This is a genomic window from Streptomyces sp. VRA16 Mangrove soil (assembly GCF_017377775.1).
Taxonomy (GTDB): domain Bacteria; phylum Actinomycetota; class Actinomycetes; order Streptomycetales; family Streptomycetaceae; genus Streptomyces.
This window is the reverse complement of the sequence record NZ_JAFVLN010000012.1, coordinates 205226-224732: the sequence shown is the minus strand read 5'-3', so window position 1 is coordinate 224732 and position 19507 is coordinate 205226. Positions and strand designations below refer to the sequence as shown.

General features: G+C 70.8%; 18 protein-coding genes. 8 read left to right on the top strand and 10 right to left on the bottom strand.

Going from position 1 to position 19507, the window contains the following annotated elements; all coding sequences use genetic code 11:
• Positions 1–85: 85 nt before the first annotated feature.
• Positions 86–571: a DUF1772 domain-containing protein gene (locus J3486_RS29485; RefSeq protein WP_207825823.1), complete on the bottom strand. Its 486-nt coding sequence runs from the start codon at positions 569–571 to the stop codon at positions 86–88.
• Positions 572–985: 414 nt separating this feature from the next.
• Positions 986–1711 (bottom strand): DUF2293 domain-containing protein, encoded by a 726-nt coding sequence (locus tag J3486_RS29480; RefSeq protein ID WP_207825714.1) that lies wholly within the window; start codon positions 1709–1711, stop codon positions 986–988.
• A 56-nt stretch (positions 1712–1767) separates the two neighbouring features.
• Here J3486_RS29480 and J3486_RS29475 point away from each other — a divergent pair, with 56 nt between their 5' ends.
• Positions 1768–2412 carry a uridine kinase gene (locus tag J3486_RS29475; RefSeq protein WP_207825712.1) on the top strand — a complete coding sequence of 215 codons (645 nt, stop codon included), beginning with the start codon at positions 1768–1770 and terminating at the stop codon, positions 2410–2412.
• A gap of 68 nt (positions 2413–2480) precedes the next feature.
• Here the strand turns inward: J3486_RS29475 and J3486_RS29470 are convergent, their stop codons facing one another.
• Complete coding sequence (locus tag J3486_RS29470; protein ID WP_207825710.1) at positions 2481–3608, bottom strand: magnesium and cobalt transport protein CorA; 1128 nt, start codon at positions 3606–3608, stop codon at positions 2481–2483.
• Positions 3609–3829: 221 nt separating this feature from the next.
• Between J3486_RS29470 and J3486_RS29465 the strand changes: the two genes are divergently transcribed.
• The gene (locus tag J3486_RS29465) at positions 3830–4630 is read left to right on the top strand and encodes a methyltransferase domain-containing protein (RefSeq protein WP_207825708.1); all 801 of its coding nucleotides are present in this window, start codon (positions 3830–3832) and stop codon (positions 4628–4630) included.
• A 586-nt stretch (positions 4631–5216) separates the two neighbouring features.
• Here J3486_RS29465 and J3486_RS29460 read toward each other — a convergent pair.
• The 4 genes from J3486_RS29460 to J3486_RS29445 all read right to left on the bottom strand — a co-directional run bounded on the left by J3486_RS29460 (position 5217) and on the right by J3486_RS29445 (position 8852).
• Complete coding sequence (locus J3486_RS29460; RefSeq protein WP_207825706.1) at positions 5217–6125, bottom strand: PfkB family carbohydrate kinase; 909 nt, start codon at positions 6123–6125, stop codon at positions 5217–5219.
• The gene (locus tag J3486_RS29455; RefSeq protein WP_207825704.1) at positions 6122–7027 is read right to left on the bottom strand and encodes a pseudouridine-5'-phosphate glycosidase; all 906 of its coding nucleotides are present in this window, start codon (positions 7025–7027) and stop codon (positions 6122–6124) included. Before J3486_RS29455 ends, J3486_RS29460 begins: the two co-directional genes overlap by 4 nt.
• A gap of 187 nt (positions 7028–7214) precedes the next feature.
• On the bottom strand, positions 7215–8441 hold the full coding sequence (gene fdhA / locus J3486_RS29450) for a formaldehyde dehydrogenase, glutathione-independent (RefSeq protein WP_207825702.1): 1227 nt from the start codon (positions 8439–8441) through the stop codon (positions 7215–7217).
• Between the two features lie 147 nt (positions 8442–8588).
• Positions 8589–8852 (bottom strand): GlsB/YeaQ/YmgE family stress response membrane protein, encoded by a 264-nt coding sequence (locus J3486_RS29445; RefSeq protein ID WP_207825699.1) that lies wholly within the window; start codon positions 8850–8852, stop codon positions 8589–8591.
• A gap of 155 nt (positions 8853–9007) precedes the next feature.
• Here J3486_RS29445 and J3486_RS29440 point away from each other — a divergent pair, with 155 nt between their 5' ends.
• The gene (locus J3486_RS29440) at positions 9008–9397 is read left to right on the top strand and encodes a cupin domain-containing protein (RefSeq protein WP_207825697.1); all 390 of its coding nucleotides are present in this window, start codon (positions 9008–9010) and stop codon (positions 9395–9397) included.
• Positions 9398–9410: 13 nt separating this feature from the next.
• Here the strand turns inward: J3486_RS29440 and J3486_RS29435 are convergent, their stop codons facing one another.
• From J3486_RS29435 to J3486_RS29425, 3 genes are all read right to left on the bottom strand, one after another.
• Positions 9411–10625, bottom strand: a complete 1215-nt coding sequence (locus J3486_RS29435) for an MFS transporter (RefSeq protein WP_229378829.1) — start codon at positions 10623–10625, stop codon at positions 9411–9413.
• Between the two features lie 170 nt (positions 10626–10795).
• Positions 10796–11371: a methylated-DNA--[protein]-cysteine S-methyltransferase gene (locus J3486_RS29430; protein WP_207825692.1), complete on the bottom strand. Its 576-nt coding sequence runs from the start codon at positions 11369–11371 to the stop codon at positions 10796–10798.
• A 54-nt stretch (positions 11372–11425) separates the two neighbouring features.
• Positions 11426–12310 (bottom strand): glycerophosphodiester phosphodiesterase family protein, encoded by an 885-nt coding sequence (locus J3486_RS29425; protein WP_207825690.1) that lies wholly within the window; start codon positions 12308–12310, stop codon positions 11426–11428.
• A 272-nt stretch (positions 12311–12582) separates the two neighbouring features.
• On the opposite strand from J3486_RS29425, the gene J3486_RS29420 reads away from it, so the two are divergent.
• From J3486_RS29420 to J3486_RS29400, 5 genes are all read left to right on the top strand, one after another.
• Complete coding sequence (locus tag J3486_RS29420) at positions 12583–13440, top strand: MHYT domain-containing protein (protein WP_207825686.1); 858 nt, start codon at positions 12583–12585, stop codon at positions 13438–13440.
• 60 nt (positions 13441–13500) lie between these two features.
• Complete coding sequence (gene uvrB, locus J3486_RS29415) at positions 13501–15633, top strand: excinuclease ABC subunit UvrB (RefSeq protein ID WP_207825684.1); 2133 nt, start codon at positions 13501–13503, stop codon at positions 15631–15633.
• Positions 15634–15796: 163 nt separating this feature from the next.
• On the top strand, positions 15797–16363 hold the full coding sequence (locus tag J3486_RS29410; RefSeq protein WP_229378827.1) for a TerD family protein: 567 nt from the start codon (positions 15797–15799) through the stop codon (positions 16361–16363).
• A 10-nt stretch (positions 16364–16373) separates the two neighbouring features.
• On the top strand, positions 16374–18266 hold the full coding sequence (locus J3486_RS29405) for a TerD family protein (RefSeq protein WP_207825680.1): 1893 nt from the start codon (positions 16374–16376) through the stop codon (positions 18264–18266).
• 238 nt (positions 18267–18504) lie between these two features.
• Positions 18505–19494, top strand: a complete 990-nt coding sequence (locus J3486_RS29400) for a TerC family protein (RefSeq protein ID WP_207825678.1) — start codon at positions 18505–18507, stop codon at positions 19492–19494.
• Positions 19495–19507: the final 13 nt, after the last annotated feature.

Here is a 19507-nt window from a genome sequence, read left to right as displayed (position 1 = left end):
CCTTTCGTCACGATACGTCGGTCCGGAGTGCCCCGCCTCAGGTCAGGGCGCGGGGCGGGGCTCAGGTCAGGGCTCTGGGCGGGGCTCAGGTCAGCGCAAGCACGAACGACGCCGACGCGGCGATGGCGGCGCCGCCCCGAATGTGGTTCCAGACGACCCACTCGCTCAGATACCGGTTCCATTGCGTGGCACTGCGCTCGGACTCCTCGTCACCGGCCAGCCTGGCGAGCGCCTCGTTGCGCGGAATGTTCGCCAGGACCGTCACCCCGAACGAACCCGCCAGATACAGCGCACACCCCAGCAGCAACTCGATGGTCCCCTGGTCCGGCCAGAGCACGAACGTCACGACGGCGATCACCGCGCACACCACGGCCGCACCGAGGAACACGACCATGAAAGCGGGGGTGACGGCGGCGACATTGATCGAGTTCATCGCGGCGATCCCGCTAGCGGCGGGCAGCGCGCCGAGTCCGCGCATCACGAAGGTGGAGAACGCCACGAACACTCCGGCCGCGACCCCGCACCACAATGCCCCGAGCACGACCAGAGCAAAGTACGGTCCCTCGATCATCATGACCCCCTCGGTCCGCCCCCGCGCTATGTGAAGGGATCATGCCGTAGATGTGCACATGAAGGGAGGGGTTTCCGTCCTCTGTGCACATAAATTCCGCATACCGGAACACGCTCGACCGGCGCCCCCGCGCCCCCCGCGCTTCCTATTGCTCAGCGGAGCCGAGGTGTTCGGTGGGGCAGGGGTGTTTGGTGGGGTTGGTGTTCGGTGGGGTAAAGGTGCGCGGTAGGGCGGAGGTGCTCGGCGGGGTTGGTGTTCGGTCGGCTGTTGTTCAGCCGGCTGCCGGGTGACCTGGCTGCGGGGTGACCCGGCATCGGTGAGCCGGCATCGGTGAGCCGGCTGTTCTTCAGCCGACTGTCGGTGCCCCCCGCGTCGGTGAGTCGGCCGGGGCTCAGTCGGCTGCCGCTCGGTCGATCACGTGCCCCCTCCCTTCCGTCGCCCAGTGTTCAAGTCCGTCGCCCAGTGTTCAAGAACTGCCTGCACCGCCCCTGTCACCCGTGCCCGCGCCTCGTTCCGCGGTACTCCCTCCATCAGCAACCGGTCGTACGGCGTGTCCACGTGCCGCACCGCGGCGCGCACCGCCGCCGTCACCGCGCCCCGCGACAGCGCCCGGCCCGCCGCGCTCCGCCCCACCCGGCCGCTCCCGCGCAGCCCGGCGTGCCCGGCGATGGCCGCGGCCCGTTCCTCCGGACACCCTGGGAACAGCCGCCGGATCTCCGCCGCGAACGCCGCCGTGAACCGCACATCCTCCACCGCCCGCCGCGCGGCGTCCCGCGCCCGCCGCCGCGCCCGTGCCTCCGCGTCCGCCAGACACCGCGCCTCGGCCCGCGTCAGCGCGTCCTCCTCGACGAGCACGCCCTGCCGCTCGTACCGCCCGCGCCGCCGGTGGAACCGCACCACGACCGCGGAGAGCCCGCTCTCCTCCCGTGCCCGCCGCGTCAGCGCGGTGTCGCCGCGCGGCAGAAACACCAGGTGCCCCAGGTCCGCACAGTCCAGACAGCGCGGCCGCCCCGCCTCCAGGACCAGCAGCCCGAGCGGCCCGCGACGGCACACCCCGCACCGTCGCCGCTTGACCGGCTGGAAGACGAGAGGGCCACGCGCGGCGAGAACAGGTGCATCGGCTGGGTCGGCGCTGCTCATACGGAGGTCATGCCCGGCCCGGACCCCCGGCCACCCCTCACACGCCGCCCGGCATCATGGACCGTGTGCGACTCGAAGCGATCACCTGGGAACGGCTCGGCGACACCCTGGCCGAGCGGCTCCTCGACCTGAAACCGTCCGACGGCGGCCCCTGGCCGAAGGTCGCCTTCGACGGTGCGCCGGCCGCCCGCCCCGGCGACCTGGCGGCCCGCGTCGGCGAAGCGCTGCGCGTCCGCGGCCGGTCTTCGCTGGTCGTCGCGACGGAGGGCTTTCTGCGCCCGGCGTCGCTCCGGTACGAGTACGGCCGCCAGGACGTGGAGGCGTACTACAGCGGTTGGTTCGACACCGGCGCCCTGTGGCGCGAGGTCTTCGGCCCCCTCGAACCGGACGGCACGGGCCGGATCCTGCCCGACCTGTGGGACCCGGTCACCGACCGGGCCACCCGCAGCGCCCCCGTCCAACTCCAGCCGGGTGGCGCCCTGTTGCTCCATGGCCCCCTCCTCCTGAACCACTGGTTCCCCTTCGACCTGACGGTCCACGTGAGCCTGTCCCCGGGCGCCCTGCGCCGCCGCACCCCCGAGCCGGACCACTGGACACTCCCGGCGTTCGCCCGCTACGACACCGAGACCGAACCCGCCACGACCGCCGACGTCGTCATCCGGGCCGACGACCCACGCCACCCCGCGTGGAACGGCGGCTGACCCGACGACGCGCCTCACCGGACGGGCCGTGCGTGAGAGTCGCCCTGCCCGCCCTGCCGGGCGACCCGTCACAACCACCCGTTGCGCTTGAACCCGCGGAACACCACGTAACAGATGGCCGCTATGACGGACATCATGATCGGGTAGCCGAACCTCCAGTGCAGCTCCGGCATGTGATCGAAGTTCATGCCGTAGATGCCACAGCCCATCGTCGGCACCGCCACGATCGCGGCCCACGCCGTGATCTTGCGCATGTCCTCGTTCTGCGCGACCGTCACCTGCGCGAGATGCGCCTGGAGGATCGAGTTGAGCAGTTCGTCGAAGGCCGCTATCTGCTCGGCCGCCCGCAGCAGATGGTCCGACACGTCACGGAAGTACGCCTGTATCTCGGGCGGCACGACCGGGAACGGCCGCCCCGCCAGTTCGAGCACGGGGCGCGACAGCGGCACCACCGCCCGCTTCAGCTCCAGGAGTTCCCGCTTGAGCTGGTAGATCCGCCCCGGGTCGGCCCGCGCCCCGTTCTGCGCGAACACGGCGGTCTCGACGTCGTCGATGTCCGCCTGCACCTCGTCGATCACCGTCAGATAGTCGTCGACCACACTGTCCGCGATGGCGTGCAGCACCGCGGCGGGGCCCTTGGCGAGCTGCTCCGGCTCGGCCTCCAGGGACTCCCGGACGGGCCCGAGCGATCCGTGCCGCCCGTGCCGCACCGTGATGACGAAGTCATGCCCGACGAACACCATGATCTCGCCGGTGTCGACGACCTCGCTCGTGGCGGTCAGCTCCGCGTGCTCGACGTAGCAGACCGTCTTCAGGACGGCGAACAGTGTCGTGCCGTACCGCTCGACCTTCGGCCGCTGGTGCGCGTGGACCGCGTCCTCCACGGCCAGCGGATGCAGATCGAACAGCTCGGCGATGCCCGCGAACTCCGGCTCGGTCGGCTCGTGCAGGCCGAGCCACACGAACCCGTCGTCCGCCTTGCGCACCGCTCGCACGGCCTCGTCGAGCGAACGCCCGCCCGTCTCCCGGCGGCCGTCGCGGTACGTCACGCAGTTCACCACCGCGGAGCCGAGCGGGGAGCGCGCCGGGTGGCTCAGATCGACCCGCGGCCGACGCCGCGCCAGCCGTGCGACTCTCCGCAACCCGCCCACTTTGCGCAGGTTGCCGACCCTTCGCAGATTGCCTGCCATCGACATGCTCGGCTCCTCGCGTCGCCGCTCGTACGTGCTCGTATCCGGCCGTCGCCCTGCCGCGAGGGCGACTTGGCCAGCCAGTCTGCCAGCGATCGCCGACACCGTGTTCAGCCCTGTGGGAACGGACGATTCCGCTCCAGATCTATTCGGGATGATCTCGGCGGAGACGGTCGCGGCCAGCCCAAATGCCCCGTATACCCACTCAGGGCTGGGATGATCGGGGCATGACGCACTCCGGCGGCCACGCCTACCTTCTCGACAACCAGCAGCCCGAGGCGGGACAGCGATTCGACGCGCTGTCGACGCTGTTCGATCCCACGACGTTCCGGCACATCGAGCGGCTCGGCATCGGTTCCGGCTGGCGCTGTTGGGAGGTCGGCGCCGGAGGCTCCTCGGTGGTGTCCTGGCTGGCGCGCAAGGTCGGGCCGACCGGCCGCGTTCTCGCCACGGACATCGACACGTCCTGGCAGACCAGTTCGCCCCGCACGCCGGTCGAGGTGCGTCGGCACGACGTCGGTGTCGACGACCCGCCGGCCGAGGGCTTCGACCTGGTCCACGCCCGGCTCGTCCTGGTCCATGTCCCGGACCGGGAGCGGGCGTTGCAGTCCATGATCCGTGCGCTGCGCCCCGGCGGCCGTCTCCTGATCGAGGACGCCGACCCGGCCCTGCAGCCCCTGCTCTGCCCCGACGAGCACGGTCCGGCACAGCAGTTGGCCAACCGCCTGCGGCACGGCTTCCGCGCCCTGCTCTCCGAGCGCGGCGCCGACCTCTCGTACGGCCGCAAACTCCCGCGTCTGCTCCGCGAGGCGGGCCTGCGCCAGGTCGAGGCGGACGCCTACTTCCCTCTGACCTCCCCGGCCTGCACGGCCCTGGAGACGGCGACGGTCGAACAGATCCGGGCCGACCTGGTCACGGCGGGCCTGGCCACGGACGCGGAGATCGACCGCCACCTCGCCAACGTGGCAGAGGGCTCGATGGACCTGGCGACGTCCCCCCTGATCTCGGCGTGGGGCAGAAAGGCCTGATCCGGGACGGGCGGGGAAGTTCCGGCGGGGGAGCCCGAGCGGGGCGCGGGGCGCCGAAGGGGAACCGGGCAGGGGCCTGAACGGGAGGCAGGCTGCTGAAGGGCGCCGGGCGGCGAAGCCCCGACAGGGGCACGGGAAACTGCGCGGTGAACTGCGCGAGCAACCGCCGCACCCCCCGCACCTCCGCACCCGCCACTCCACCGCAACTACCCCCTCCGCCCCCCCCCCGCGCCCCCGGGCACCGCAAGCCGGGGTCCAGGGGCGCAGCCCCGGTTTCGGGAAGGGGCGGGTCCGGGGGCACACTCCTCCCTGCCCCCCACCGACGACCACCCCACCGTCGACCGCTCCACAGAGCAGCCCCCTCACTGTCGACCGCTCCACAGACCAGCCGCCCCACTGTCGACCGCTCCACAGAGCAGCCCCCTCACTGTCGACCGCTCCACAGAGCAGCCGCCCCACTGTCGACCGCTCCACAGGCCAACCGCCTCACTGTCGACCGCTCCACAGACCAGCCACCCCACTGTCGACCGCTCCACAGACCAGCCACCCCACCGACGACCGCCCCACAGACCAACCGCCCCAACCCTCACTCCGGTGGCCGCCCCCCGATCCGTCCGACCGCCGCCGCCCCCGCCCGACACCCCTGCACCACAGCCCCCCGCCACGACTCCCCCCGAAGCCGCGCAGCGACCATCGCCCCGGTGAACGCATCCCCGGCCCCCGTCGAATCCCGCACCACCACCCCCTCCACCCCGGACACCCGCTCCCGCACCACCCCACCCCGAGCCACACAGGCCCCCACAGCCCCGGCCTTCACCACCACCACGGGAAACTGCCCGCTCAGCTTCGCCCCGGCGTCCTCCGCCCTCTCCACCCCGGCGAGCAGCACCGCCTCGTCCCGGCTCGGCACCAGCACGTCCACCCCCTCCGCCAGCGCCAGAAACCGCCCGACCCCCAACTCCCGCAGAAACCCGGCCGACGCCGGATCCACACTCACCGGCACAGCACGCGCGCGTGCATCGCGCACGGCGGCCCCCACCAGCGCGCGACCCGTGGCGGAGAAGAACAGATACCCCGACAGGTGCAGCCACCCCACGCCGTCCAGATACGCGGCCGACCAGTCCTCGGGCCCGGCCCGCAGACATGCCCCGCTGTCCGTCAGGAACGTCCGCTCACCGCCGTCCGCCTCGTCCACGAGACAGACCACGGCCCCGGTCGGCGCCTCGGCGTCCACCACCAGGCGCGGCCGCACCCCGGCCCGCACCAACGCCTCCTCGTGCCAGTGCGCCGAGTCCGCCCCGACCCGCCCGAGCAGCGCCACGTCCGCACAGCCCCAATGAGCGGCCCAACAGGCCACGTTGGCGCCCGCGCCACCAGGCACCGTCCGGATCGAGGCCGCCGTGTCCGTTCCCCGGGCGAGCTGCCCGCGATGCCGTGCGACGACATCCGTGACGACATCGCCGACGACGAGCAGCGCCCCACCCGCCCGCGTCACACCGCGGCCCAGGCCGCCGCGATCCGCCCGGCGAGCCGTACGTTCCCCCGCACGGCGGCCAGATTCGCTTCCAGGGAGGCCCCGTCGGTGTGCCGCACCAGATAGTCCAGCAGGAACGGCGTCACGGCCTGCCCGCTGACGCCCTCCTCCGCGCACGCCCGCAGCCCGCTCTCCAGCACGCGCGCGTGGAGCGCAGGGTCCAACTGCTCCTCCTCCGGTACGGGATTGGCGACGATCAGCGCCGAATCGCCGCCCTCAAGACCGTCCTGGGCCCGCATCACACGCGCCACCTCCTCCGGAGTGCGCAGCGTCCAGTCCACCGGCTCCCCGGAGTCGGCGAGATAGAAGCCCGGGAAGCGCTCGGTCCCGTAACCCGCCACCGCCACCCCCAGCGTCTCAAGCCGCTGCAACGTGGCCGGGACGTCGAGGATCGACTTGACCCCGGCGCACACCACGGTGATCCGGGTCCGCGCGAGCAACCTCAGATCGGCCGACTCGTCCTGGGTCTGAGTCCATTCCCTGTGCACCCCGCCGAGCCCACCCGTCGCGAAGACGCGTACCCCCGCCCGCGCCGCGAGCAGCGCCGTCGCGGAGACGGTCGTCGCCCCGCTCGCCCCCGTCGCGACGGCGAGCGGAAGATCACGCTGACTCAGCTTGCGTATGCCGTCCTCATGCGCGACCCGTTCCAACTGCGCCTTGTGCAGGCCGACATGAGGCCGCCCGTCGAGAACGGCGATCGTCGCGGGCACCGCGCCCTCGTCCCGGACGGTCTGCTCCAGTTCCAGCGCCACCCGCAGGTTCCGGGGCCGCGGCAGCCCGTGCGCGATGATGGTCGACTCCAGCGCCACCACAGGGCGCCCCGCCGCGACCGCGTCCCGAACCTCGTCCGACACGACCAACATGTGCTCGCCTCCCGCCAGTTGGAACACGATGACTGCGTCGGCGGTCTGCGCCGACCGTCTCTGTCATCCCTGGCGGACGCGCGTCACTCTCAAACACCCCACCCCGCGGCGGGACGGGAATGGGGCTCCACGCGTGCGTGGAGCCCCATTCCCCCGACTGTCACCTGTTTCCAGCTGTCACCCGTTTCTAGACGGGCCGCACTCCGCGCAACGCACCGTGCGGATCAAGGACGTACTTGCGGCTCGCCCCCTGATCGAACTCCGCGTAGCCGCGCGGCGCGTCCTCCAGGCCGATCACCGTCGCGTTCACGGCCTTCGCGATGTGCACGCGCTCGTGCAGGATCGCCATCATCAGGCCCCGGTGGTACGTCATGACGGGGCACTGCCCGGTCGTGAACCGGTGGCTCTTCGCCCAGCCGAGACCGAGCCGCACCTTCAGCGTCCCCGTGCGTGCGTCCTGGTCGACGCCGCCCGGGTCGTCGGTGACGTACAGACCGGGGATACCGAGCGCGCCACCGGCCGTCGTGAGCCCCATCAGCGAGTTCAGGACCGTCGCCGGTGCCTCGGGTGCGTTCGGGCCGTGCGCGCGGGCCTCGAAGCCGACCGCGTCCACGGCTGCGTCGACCTCCGGCACCCCCAGGATCTCGGCGACCTGCTCCTCGACCGTGCCGCGCGTGAGATCGACCGTCTCGCAGCCGAAACTCCGTGCCTGCGCGAGGCGTTCGGGATTGAGGTCGCCGACGATCACCACGGCGGCGCCCAGCAGATGAGCCGAGGCGGCCGCCGCGAGGCCGACGGGCCCGGCCCCCGCCACGTACACGGTCGAGCCGACCTTCGTCCCTGCCGTGACCGCCCCGTGGAAGCCGGTCGGGAAGATGTCCGACAGCATCGTCAGATCGAGGAGCTTCTCGCGCGCCTGATCGGCGTCCGGGAAGCGCAGCACGTTGAAGTCCGCGTACGGGACCATGACGTACTCGGCCTGCCCGCCGACCCAGCCGCCCATGTCGACATACCCATAAGCCGCACCGGGGCGGGCCGGGTTGACGTTCAGACAGATGCCGGTCTTGCGCTCCTTGCAGTTGCGGCAGCGTCCGCACGCGATGTTGAACGGCACCGAGACGATGTCCCCGACGTCCAGGAACTCGACGTCGGGGCCCTTCTCGACGATCTCGCCGGTGATCTCGTGGCCCAGCACGAGCCCCTCCGGCGCCGTGGTGCGGCCGCGCACCATGTGCTGGTCGCTCCCGCAGATATTGGTGGCGAGCACCTTGAGGATCACGCCGTGCCGGCATGTCCGGCCGACGTTCGCGGACGCCACCCCCGGGCCGTCCTTCAGCTCGAGCGTCGGGTGGTCGATGGTCCTGACCTCCACCGCACCCGGCTTGAGATATGCGACTGCCCTGTTTCCGCTCATGCGTGATCGCCGTCCCTTCGGCTCCGTTGCTCGTCTACGGCGGATGTTCCGGCTGTGCGCACGGTGGAGTCTGCTACCGAAACGGCGCGTTGAGGAGCCTTGCGGAGCAAGGCCGTTGAAGAGAGAACGGCTGTCACGCCCTGTGGCTCAGCGACGCATCCGGCCGCGGTCGAGCAGCCCCACCCCCAGCGCGGCCAGACCGATCTGGATCAGCCACTCGATCCAGTCCACACCCTTGGTGTCGGCGACGTCGAAGCCCGCCGCGATCGCCGAACCGAGCAGGGCCGCCACGATGCCGACGACAATCGTCGCCAGGATCCCGACGCGCTGCCGCCCGGGCAGCACCAGCCGACCCAGAACGCCGATGACGATACCGATCACTATCGCGCTGAAAATCCCAGAGATCTCCATGTCGCTACGAACTCCCTCGTATATGGCCATGTCGACAGAACGCCTTCTGCGTCTGTGAGTCGTGTTCCCCTCGACGGGCCGTCCAGTCGGCGGGGCGCGCACACTACGAGCCGTCCAGTGAGACGAGAGGCGCAGGCCAACTAGGGTGACCGGCTATGACCATGAACGATCGGCCCGCCGACCCCACCGCCACCCCCGCCACCCCGTCCTTCGCCGTCCGCATCCCCGACGTGGAGCTCGAACGGGAGCCGCTCGACCCCGCGCAGATCGTCTCGGGCACCCCCGAGGTCACCGGCAAGGTGCTGTGGGAGTCGGCGGACGGCAAGCAGCTGCGCGGCATCTGGCAGATCACGCCCGGTGTGGTCACCGACACCGAGGCGAACGAACTGTTCGTCGTCGTCAGCGGCCGCGCCACCGTCGAGGTCGAGGGCGGCGACACCCTGGAGGTCGGACCCGGCAGCGCCGCCGTGCTGCGCGAGGGCGACCGCACGACTTGGACCGTGCACGAGACGCTGCGCAAGGCCTACCACATCACGCTGGGCTGAACTCCCCGGCCCGTCAGGGCTGCTGGGGTATTCGGCGGGTGAACAGGGCGAGCGCGCCGAGCGGCACGAGCAGACAGGCCGCCGCCAGGTTCAGCCAGGCGTAACTCGCCGTCGCCACCACCAGACCCGCGGTCGCGCCACCGACACCCGCGGCCAGGCTCGTCGTCAGATCGGACAGACCCTGCGCGGCGGCCCGCGCGGCCTGCGGCACGGAGTCGGTGAGCAGCGCGGAACCCGAGACGAGCCCCGCCGACCAGCCAAGGCCGAGCAGGAAGAGACCGGCGGCGCTCTGCGCCCGACTGCCGTCGGAGGTCCCGGCGAGCAGCGCCGCGCACGCGAGCAGCCCCACGGCGAGCCCGATCACCGTGAGCCGCCCGAACCGGTCGGCCAGCCGCCCCATCACCGGCGAGAACGCGTACATCCCGGTGATGTGCCCACTGATCACCAGGCCGATCAACTGGATGCCCGCGCCGTGGTGTTCGAGATCCACCGGTGTCATCGACATGACCGACACCATCGCCGTGTGCGACACGGCGACCGTCACCAGCGCGAGCCGGGCGCGCGGTGAGGCGGACACCGCCGCGAACCCCGCCCGGATGGAGCGTGCCTCGGGCCGCTGCTCCTCGGCCGGGGCCATCGCCCGCGCGGTCAGCAGGGGATCGGGCCGCAAGGTGATGTGCACCAGGACGGCGGCGACGAGGAAGACCCCGGCCGCCCAGACGAAAGGACCGGCCTCCTTCGGTATCCCGAACCCGGTGACGCTGCGGCCGGCGGGCGCCGCGATGTTCGGCCCGAGCACGGCGCCGATCGTAGTGGCCCACACGACCGTCGAGATCGCCCGCGCCCGCCGGTCCGGCTCGGCCAGATCGGCGGCCGCGTACCGGGCCTGCAGATTCGCGGACGAGGCGGCACCGAACCCGGCCAGCCCGACGAGCAGCAGAGCGAAGCTGCCGACCACGGCGCCGACGACGGTCACCACGGCGCCCGCCGTGCCGATCAGATAGGCGAGCACGAGACCGGCCCGCCGCCCCCGCGCGTTCATCAGCGCGGCCAGCGGCACCGAGAGCACCGCCGTCCCGGCGACGCTCGCGGTGGAGGCCAGCCCGGACAGCGCCTCGTCCCCGCTCACCTTCTTGGCGAGCACGGCGGCCAGTGCGATCCCCGTCGCCGTGCCCAGACCACCGAGGATCTGCGAGGCGACGAGCACGCGCTGCGTACGCCGCTGCAATGCCTCAAGGCCCGGTCCTGCCTCCGGATCCGGCTGGGCCCCCGCCTGTCCGGCGTCCGGGGCCGCATCCTCGCGGCGGCCGAGCCGCCCACCCTCCGCACTCAACGCACAACCCCCACCCGTAGAACAACAGCGCAGCTCAGAGAGCCCCTCGGAACGCAGAGACCCTCTCAGAACAAAGGCTCGGGCAACACCCCTTCGAGTGCGAGCAGTTTCCGCTTCGTCTCCAGCCCGCCGCCGAACCCGCCGATCCCCCCGTCGCTCTCCACGACCCGGTGGCACGGCACGACGACCGGCAGCGGGTTCGCCCCCATGGCCGCCCCCACGGCCTGCGCCGCGCCCGGCTGCCCGACCCTGCGGGCCAGATCCCCGTACCCGACGACCGCGCCGTACGGGACGCCCGCGGCCAGCTCGCGCAGCACCTCCCGGTTGAACCCGGTGATCAGCGACCAGTCGAGCGGCAGCTCGAAATCGTGCCGCCGCCCGGCGAAGTACTCCGCCACCTGCCGTATCGCCTCGGCGAGCAGGGGGGAGTCGGGCGCCTCGACCGGCTCGGACCCGAGACGGGCCGCGAGCCGGTCGAGCGCCTTGTCCCGTACCGCGTCGGTGGCATGGAAGCCCACGTACACCAGGCCGTCCCGCGTCGCGGCCAGCATCAGCGGCCCGATGTCACTGCCCACGACGGCCCACACGACCTGCTGCGGTGCGGCGGTCGTGCCCTGCTCTTTCTGCCCGGTGGCGTCCATGGCGACCACGGTACGGCGCGGCACTGACAACGCGGGACGAGGGCGGGACGGACCTCAGTCGTCCAGGGCCTCGCGCACCACGTCGGGAGTGTTCGTGATGATCCCGTCCACGCCGAGCCCGGCCGCCCGCTGCGCGTCCGCGGCGTCGTTGACGGTCCACGTGAAGACCTCGAGGGGCTTGTCGTGCGGTCCCTTGAGCGCGTGCACCGCGTCGACGTAGTCCGCGCCGATCGTCGTGTGGGACGGGTTGATCTGGTCGACGAACTCCGCGTACGCGGGCAGCTCGGCCACGGCGGGGGTGCCGAGGAACCCGGTCGTGATGTCGGGCCGCCGCTCGTGCACGGTCCGCATGCTGTCCGCGCTGAAGCTCTGGATGACGAGCCGGTGCTTGACGTGCCCGTTCTTGAGCCAGCCGTCCCGGCCCAGCTGCCGCAGGATCTGGTCCTCGATGCCCGGGTACAGCTCGGGCGACTTGATCTCGAGCAGCAACTTCTGGTGGTTGTCCTCGACCCGGTCCAGGTACTGGTGCAGGGTCGGGATCCGCGCGCCGGTGAACTCGGCGCCCTTCCAACTGCCCGCGTCCAAGCCGGCGATCTCAGCGGCGGTGAAGTCCCGTACGTTCCACGGAGCGCGGTCGGGGAAGCGCTGCTCGACGTCGGTCGTGCGGGCCAGGGTGGTGTCGTGCAGGACGACCAGGGCGCCGTCCTTGGTCCGCTGTACGTCGTTCTCGACCCAGTCGAAGCCGAGGTCGTCGGCCTTGTCGACGGCTTCGAGCGTGTTCTCCGGGGCGTAGGCGGAGGCGCCCCGGTGGGCGACGACCACGGGGCCGTCGTGTCTGGTGGGCCCGGTGGCGGCTTGAGCGGCGGTGGGCAGGGCCAGAACGCCGATGACGACGGAACCGGTCATCGAGGCCAGAGCGGCTGCTGTGCGTGCGTACACGTCTGCTCCTCATGCGTCGTGAGATCACGGACCGCACGAGCCTGACAGCCGGAGGCCGACCGGAGACAGACCAAGGATGGTCACTGGTTGAACGGAGTTATCCAACTGCGACGGACCCCCGTGTCGGATGTCGGGGTTCTTTGCCGGAAAATCGTTCGAGCGTTCCGGTGTGAGCTTTAATCTCAGGCTCAACCGCGGCCACTCCGATGGCCGACGGCGAGGGGCGCGAGCGCGACATCTCAGGGCACAACAGGGCGGAAGGGCTGCGACAGATGCAGGGCACGGTCGACGGCTTCAGTTACGGACTCGTCACACCGGTGGTGGCGTATCTCATGGCCTGCCTGGGAGGTGCCCTGGGGCTGCGGTGCACCACCAGGTCGCTGCATGTGGCCAGCCGCTGGAAGGCCGGCTGGCTCGGACTCGGCTCGGCCGCGATCGGCTCGGGCATCTGGACGATGCACTTCATCGCGATGATGGGCTTCTCCGTCAGGGGAGTGCCCGTCCACTACGACCTGGCGACCACGTTCGCGAGCCTCGGGGTCGCCATCGTCATGGTCGGCATAGGCGTCTTCATCGTCGGCTACAAGGGAGCGACCGGCCTCACCCTGTTCACAGGCGGCACCATCACCGGCCTCGGGGTCGCGACGATGCACTACCTGGGAATGGCCGGAATGCGCCTTCACGGGACGATCCAGTACAACACCCTCACCGTGGCCGCCTCCGTGGCCATCGCCATGATCGCCGCGACCGTCGCCCTGTGGGCGGCCGTACAGGTCCGCGGCATCCTCTGGAGCCTCGGCGCGAGCCTCGTCATGGGACTCGCCGTCTCCGGCATGCACTACATGGCGATGGCGGGCGTCAGCGTCCAGGTGCACGGCTCCGTGACCGGCAGCCCCGGAGGCGACTCGGCCGCGGGAATCCTCGCGCCCATGATGATCGGCCCGCTCTGCTTCCTCCTGCTGGCCGGCGTGGTCGTCATGTTCGACCCGCTGATGGTCATGGGCCGTCCCGACTGGCGTGACGCCCAGGAGGCCGCCGACCAGCGCGGCACCCCGGCCGCCCGCGTCCCGGGCCAGCGGCAGCGCCGCGCCCCCGAGAGGCAGGCGCCGCGCACCCCGCAGGGCTGGTGAGGGCCGCTCCCGGCAGCGGTTCCGGCCCGGTTGTCAGTGGTGGGTCGTACGGTGGATTCCATGCGGCCCGTATCCAAGATCGAACGCACGGTGGCACCTTTCGAGGTCGTCAGCCCGTACCAGCCCAGCGGTGACCAGCCCGCGGCCATCGCCGAGCTGGAGAAGCGCATCACAGCAGGCGAGAAGGACGTCGTCCTGCTCGGCGCGACCGGCACCGGCAAGTCCGCCACCACGGCGTGGATGATCGAGAAGCTCCAGCGCCCCACCCTGGTGATGGCGCCGAACAAAACGCTGGCCGCCCAGCTGGCGAACGAGTTCCGCGAGCTGCTGCCGAACAACGCGGTCGAGTACTTCGTCTCGTACTACGACTACTACCAGCCCGAGGCGTATGTCCCGCAGTCGGACACCTACATCGAGAAGGACTCCTCGATCAACGAGGAGGTGGAGCGCCTGCGCCACTCGGCGACGAACTCGCTGCTGACCCGCCGCGACGTCGTCGTGGTCGCCTCCGTCTCCTGCATCTACGGCCTGGGCACGCCGCAGGAGTACGTGGACCGCATGGTCCCCCTGAAGGTCGGCGACGAGATCGACCGCGACGACCTGCTGCGCCGCTTCGTCGACATCCAGTACACGCGCAACGACCTGGCGTTCCAGCGCGGCACCTTCCGCGTGCGCGGCGACACCATCGAGATCTTCCCGGTCTACGAGGAGCTCGCGGTCCGCATCGAGATGTTCGGCGACGAGATCGAGTCGCTCTCCACCCTCCACCCCCTCACCGGCGAGGTCATCAGCGACGACCAGTCGCTGTACATCTTCCCGGCGACCCACTACGTGGCGGGCCCAGAGCGCCTGGAGCGCGCGGCCAACGACATCGAGAAGGAACTGGGGGAGCGCCTCGCCGTCCTGGAGAAGCAGGGCAAGATGCTCGAGGCCCAGCGGCTGCGCATGCGCACCACGTACGACCTCGAAATGCTCCGCCAGATCGGCTCCTGCTCCGGCGTCGAGAACTACTCGATGCACTTCGACGGCCGCGAGCCCGGCTCCCCGCCGAACACGCTGCTCGACTACTTCCCGGACGACTTCCTGCTCGTCATCGACGAGTCGCACGTCACCGTGCCGCAGATCGGTGCCATGTACGAGGGCGACGCCTCCCGCAAGCGCACCCTCGTGGACCACGGCTTCCGCCTGCCGTCCGCGCTCGACAACCGCCCGCTGAAGTGGGAGGAGTTCCAGGAGCGCATCGGCCAGACCGTCTACCTGTCGGCGACGCCCGGAAACTACGAGCTCGCGCGCTCGGACGGCTACGTCGAGCAGATCATCCGCCCCACCGGCCTCGTCGACCCCGAGGTCGTCGTCAAGCCGACCGAGGGGCAGATCGACGACCTGGTGCACGAGATCCGCAAGCGCACCGAGAAGGACGAGCGCGTCCTGGTCACCACGCTCACCAAGAAGATGGCCGAGGACCTCACGGACTACTTCCTGGAGCTCGGCATCCAGGTGCGCTATCTGCACAGCGACGTCGACACCCTGCGCCGCGTCGAGCTGCTGCGCGAGCTGCGTGCCGGCGAGTACGACGTCCTGGTCGGCATCAACCTGCTGCGCGAGGGCCTCGACCTGCCCGAAGTCTCCCTGGTCGCGATCCTCGACGCGGACAAGGAAGGCTTCCTGCGTTCCGGTACGTCCCTGATCCAGACGATCGGCCGTGCGGCCCGAAACGTCTCGGGCCAGGTCCACATGTACGCAGACAAGATCACCCCGGCGATGGAGAAGGCCATCGAGGAGACCAACCGCCGCCGGGAGAAGCAGGTCGCGTACAACAAGGCGAACGGCATCGACCCGCAGCCCCTGCGCAAGAAGATCAACGACATCGTGGCGTCCATCGCGCGCGAGGACGTCGACACGGAGGAGCTGCTCGGCACCGGCTACCGCAAGGGCGGCAAGGACGGGAAGGGAGCCAAGGCGCCCGTTCCCGCGCTCGGCAAGGAAACGGCGAAGAAGAAGCGCGGCAAGGCGGAGCCGGCCGTGCCCACCGACCGTCCGGCGGCTGAGCTCTCCGAGCAGATCGAGGAGTTGACCGAGCGGATGCGGGCCGCGGCGGCCGACCTCCAGTTCGAGATCGCGGCACGGCTGCGCGACGAAGTGTCCGAGATGAAGAAGGAGCTGCGCCAGATGAAGGAGGCGGGGCTCGCCTGACCTGCCGCGACGGGCGGGGTGGCGTGGCTGTGTTGCAAGACCGCCACAAAACCCCGCCCGCGGTGGCGGCGGTGTCAGTGCCGCCCTCTAGGGTTTGACCAACCGCGCATGCGCCGCGGCAACAGGGGACGGCACGAGAGGGGACAAGCGCGTGGGCATCAGCTTGGACAAGGGGCAGGCCATCAGCCTCGAGAAGCAGGGCGGAGGCACCCTGACCGCCGTGCGCATGGGCCTCGGCTGGCAGGCGGCACCCCGGCGAGGTCTGTTCGGCACCCGCACCCGTGAGATCGACCTCGACGCGTCCGCGGTCCTCTTCGCCGACAAGCAGCCGGTGGACGTCGTCTTCTTCCGCCACCTCGTCAGCGACGACGGCTCGGTGCGGCACACCGGTGACAACCTGGTGGGCGGCGCGGGCCAGGGCGGCGACGACGAGGCGATCCTCGTCGACCTCGCGCGGGTCCCGGTCCACATCGACCAGATCGTCTTCACGGTCAACTCGTTCACGGGCCAGACGTTCCAGGAAGTGCAGAACGCGTTCTGTCGCCTCGTCGACGAGACGAACGGCCAGGAGCTGGCCCGCTTCACGCTCGACGGCGGCGGTCAGTACACGGCGCAGATCATGGCCAAGGTCCACCGGGACGGGCCGGGCTGGAAGATGACGGCCCTGGGCACACCGGCCAACGGCCGAACGTTCCAGGACCTGATGCCCGCCATCCTGCCCGGCCTCTAGAGGGTCCCCGATGGCGGCCGAACTCGTGAGGGGCCAGAACCACCCCCTCACCCAGACCCGTCTGGAGATCCGGGTGTCGGCCGGCCATCCGGTCGTCGCGGGCGCCACGCTCGCCGACGACCGGGGCACCGTGCACGGCACCGCGCGCGTCGCCCACCCGGGCGCGCCCGCGCTTCCCGGTCTCGAAGTACCGCGCCAGGCGGCGGCCGACCATCGCCTCGCCGTCGACCTGGACGCGATGCCGCAGGACGTGCACCGCGTCACCGTGCTGCTCGCCCTGCCCGTCGGCACGGACGGGCCGACCCGGTTCGGCGCGGTCGCCGCCCCGTTCGTCGCGGTCACCGGTCTCGACGGCGCCGAGCAGGCGAGCTACACCGTCACCGGTCTCGACACCGAGTCGGCCCTCGTCGCCGTCGAGCTGTACCGCAGACAGGGCACATGGAAGGTGCGCGCCATCGGCCAGGGCTATGCCGACGGCCTCGCCGCCCTCCTCGCCGACCAGGGTCTGCCGGAGGCGCAGGCCCTGGCGGGCGCCATCCATGACGCCGTCGCACAGGGCCTTGCCCGCGCGGTGGCACCGCCACCACGTACGACCGACACGGCGCAGGTGCGCGCGACCGCCTCGGCGGGCCACGTCTCCGGCGAGCTGCCGCCCACACCGCAGGCCCCGCCGAGCACCGGAACCGGCGGCCCCATCGACTACACGCACCCCCGCCGCCAGGCACCACCGCCCCCGCCCACCGCGCAGCCCGCCGAACCGGGGCGCCCGGCCGCGCCCGTCGCGGGCGACGCCACCGGCTGGTCCATGGAGGAGCGGCTCTACAACCAGGTGTGGGGCATGTTCGAGGACCTGGCCCGCACCACGGCCGCCTATCGCAGTGCCGTCGACTTCGCCGACTCCCGCATGGAGCAGGAGCTCGACCAGGTCCTGTCCGATCCGCGCAGCCGGATCGGCGGCCAGGGCGACGCCGCCCGCGAGGCCGCGCGGGCCAAGCACGGCGCACTCGTCGACCGTGCCCGCGAGGCGCTCGATCGGGACCTGGCGCAGCTCGTCGCCGAGGCGGAGGTCGTGGAGCCCGCGCTCCCGGCCCCGTACGCGGGCTGGGACAACCCGTGCTGGCACGCCTACCGCAGTCCGATGGAGATGCCGATGGCCGTCCGCCTGGGCGACCTGAGGCTGCCCGAGAGCGACAGCGTGGGCCTGCGCATCCCGATGCTCGTGCGCCTGCCGCTGGAGCGCGGCCTGTGGATCGACTCGGGTGCCACCGCGGGCGAGACGCTCGCCGACGCCGACGAGGTGCGGGCCCGCTCCGCGCACACCGCCGCCGTGCACGCGGCCCGGCTGCTGGCCGCGTACCCCGCCGGCGAGTTCAGCGTGCACGTCGTCGACCCGGCGGGCACGGCCGCGGGAGCGCTGGCCCCGCTGGTCGACGCCGGGCTGCTCGTGCGTCCTCCCGCCAGGGGAGCGGCGGGCGTCACCGAGACCCTGACCCGGCTCACCGAGCGCGTCGATCTCGTCCAGATGGCGATCCGCGCGGGCGCCGCCGACTCCCTGCCGCCCGACCTGGACGTCGCCGAGCAACTGCTGATCGTGCACGACTTCCCGCACGGCTTCGACGACCGGGCCGTCACGCAGCTGCGCTATCTCGCGGACGAGGGGCCGCAGGTCGGAGTCCATCTGATGCTGGTCGCCGACCGGGAGGACGCCGCCGAGTACGGCCCCCTGCTCGACCCGCTCTGGCGCACGCTGCTCCGTCTGACCCCGGTGCCCGACGACCACCTCGCCGATCCCTGGGTCGGGCACACCTGGACGTACGAGCCGCTCCAGATCCCGCACGGCAGCGAGGTGCTGCGCCACGTGCTCGCCGAGGTGACGAGAGCCCGTCGAGAGAGAGGCCTTTGACCTGCACACTTGGTTACTTCTTTACCTACCCCTTTACCTTTCATGGGTATTTCTAGTACTCTCCTTGACGCGGAGGGGAGTACTCCCATGCGCGACGTACCCGTCAATACGGACGACCCGGCCCGATGGCCGTCGATCCCGGGGCGTCGGCCCGAAGCCCCGCTCACAGGGCGCTCGGGTGGAAGAGACCTCCGGCAGCGACGACGCTGATCAGTAGCCGTACGACGCCGGAGGCGCAGTGGACGTATCGATGACCCTGTGGGTGCTGACCATTCTTGGTCTGTGTGCCCTGATCGCGGTCGACTTCTTCATCGGGCGCAAGCCCCATGAAGTGTCGATCAAGGAAGCCGGAATCTGGACCGTGGTCTGGATCGTTCTCGCGGTGCTCTTCGGTATCGGCGTGACGATCTGGGGCAGTGCCCAGTCCGGTGGTGAATTCTTCGCCGGCTTCATCACCGAGAAGTCGCTCAGTGTCGACAACCTCTTCGTCTTCATCCTGATCATGGCGAAGTTCTCGGTGCCCACCCACCTGCAGCAGCGTGTCCTGCTCTTCGGTGTGCTCATCGCCCTCGTCCTGCGGGCGATCTTCATCGCGGCGGGCGCCGCGATCATCTCGAGCTTCTCGTGGGTCTTCTACCTCTTCGGTGCCTTCCTCATCTACACCGCCTGGAAGCTCATCAAGGAGGCCATGGCGGACGAGGAGGACGAGGACTTCGAGGAGAACCGTCTCCTCAAGTCGATCGAGAAGAAGTTCGGCGTCGCGGACCGGTACCACGGCACCAAGCTCTTCGTGCAGCAGCACGGCAAGAAGGTCATGACGCCCCTCCTGGTCGTCATGCTGGCGATCGGCATGACCGACGTGCTGTTCGCAATGGACTCGATCCCGGCGATCTTCGGCCTGACCCAGGACCCGTACATCGTCTTCACGGCGAACGCCTTCGCCCTGATGGGGCTGCGCCAGCTGTACTTCCTCATCGGCGGCCTGCTCAGGAAGCTGGTCCACCTCAGCTACGGTCTGTCGGTGATCCTCGGCTTCATCGGCGTGAAGCTGATCCTGCACGCCCTGCACGAGTCCGGGGTGCACGTACCGGAGATCTCCATCCCGGTCTCGCTCTCCGTCATCTGCGGCGTCCTGATCATCACGACGATCACCAGCCTCATCGCTTCCAAGAAGCAGGCGGAGCGCGAAGCGGCCGAAGCGAGTCAGAAGGACAGCATCGAAGCCTGACGTCAGGCGACGT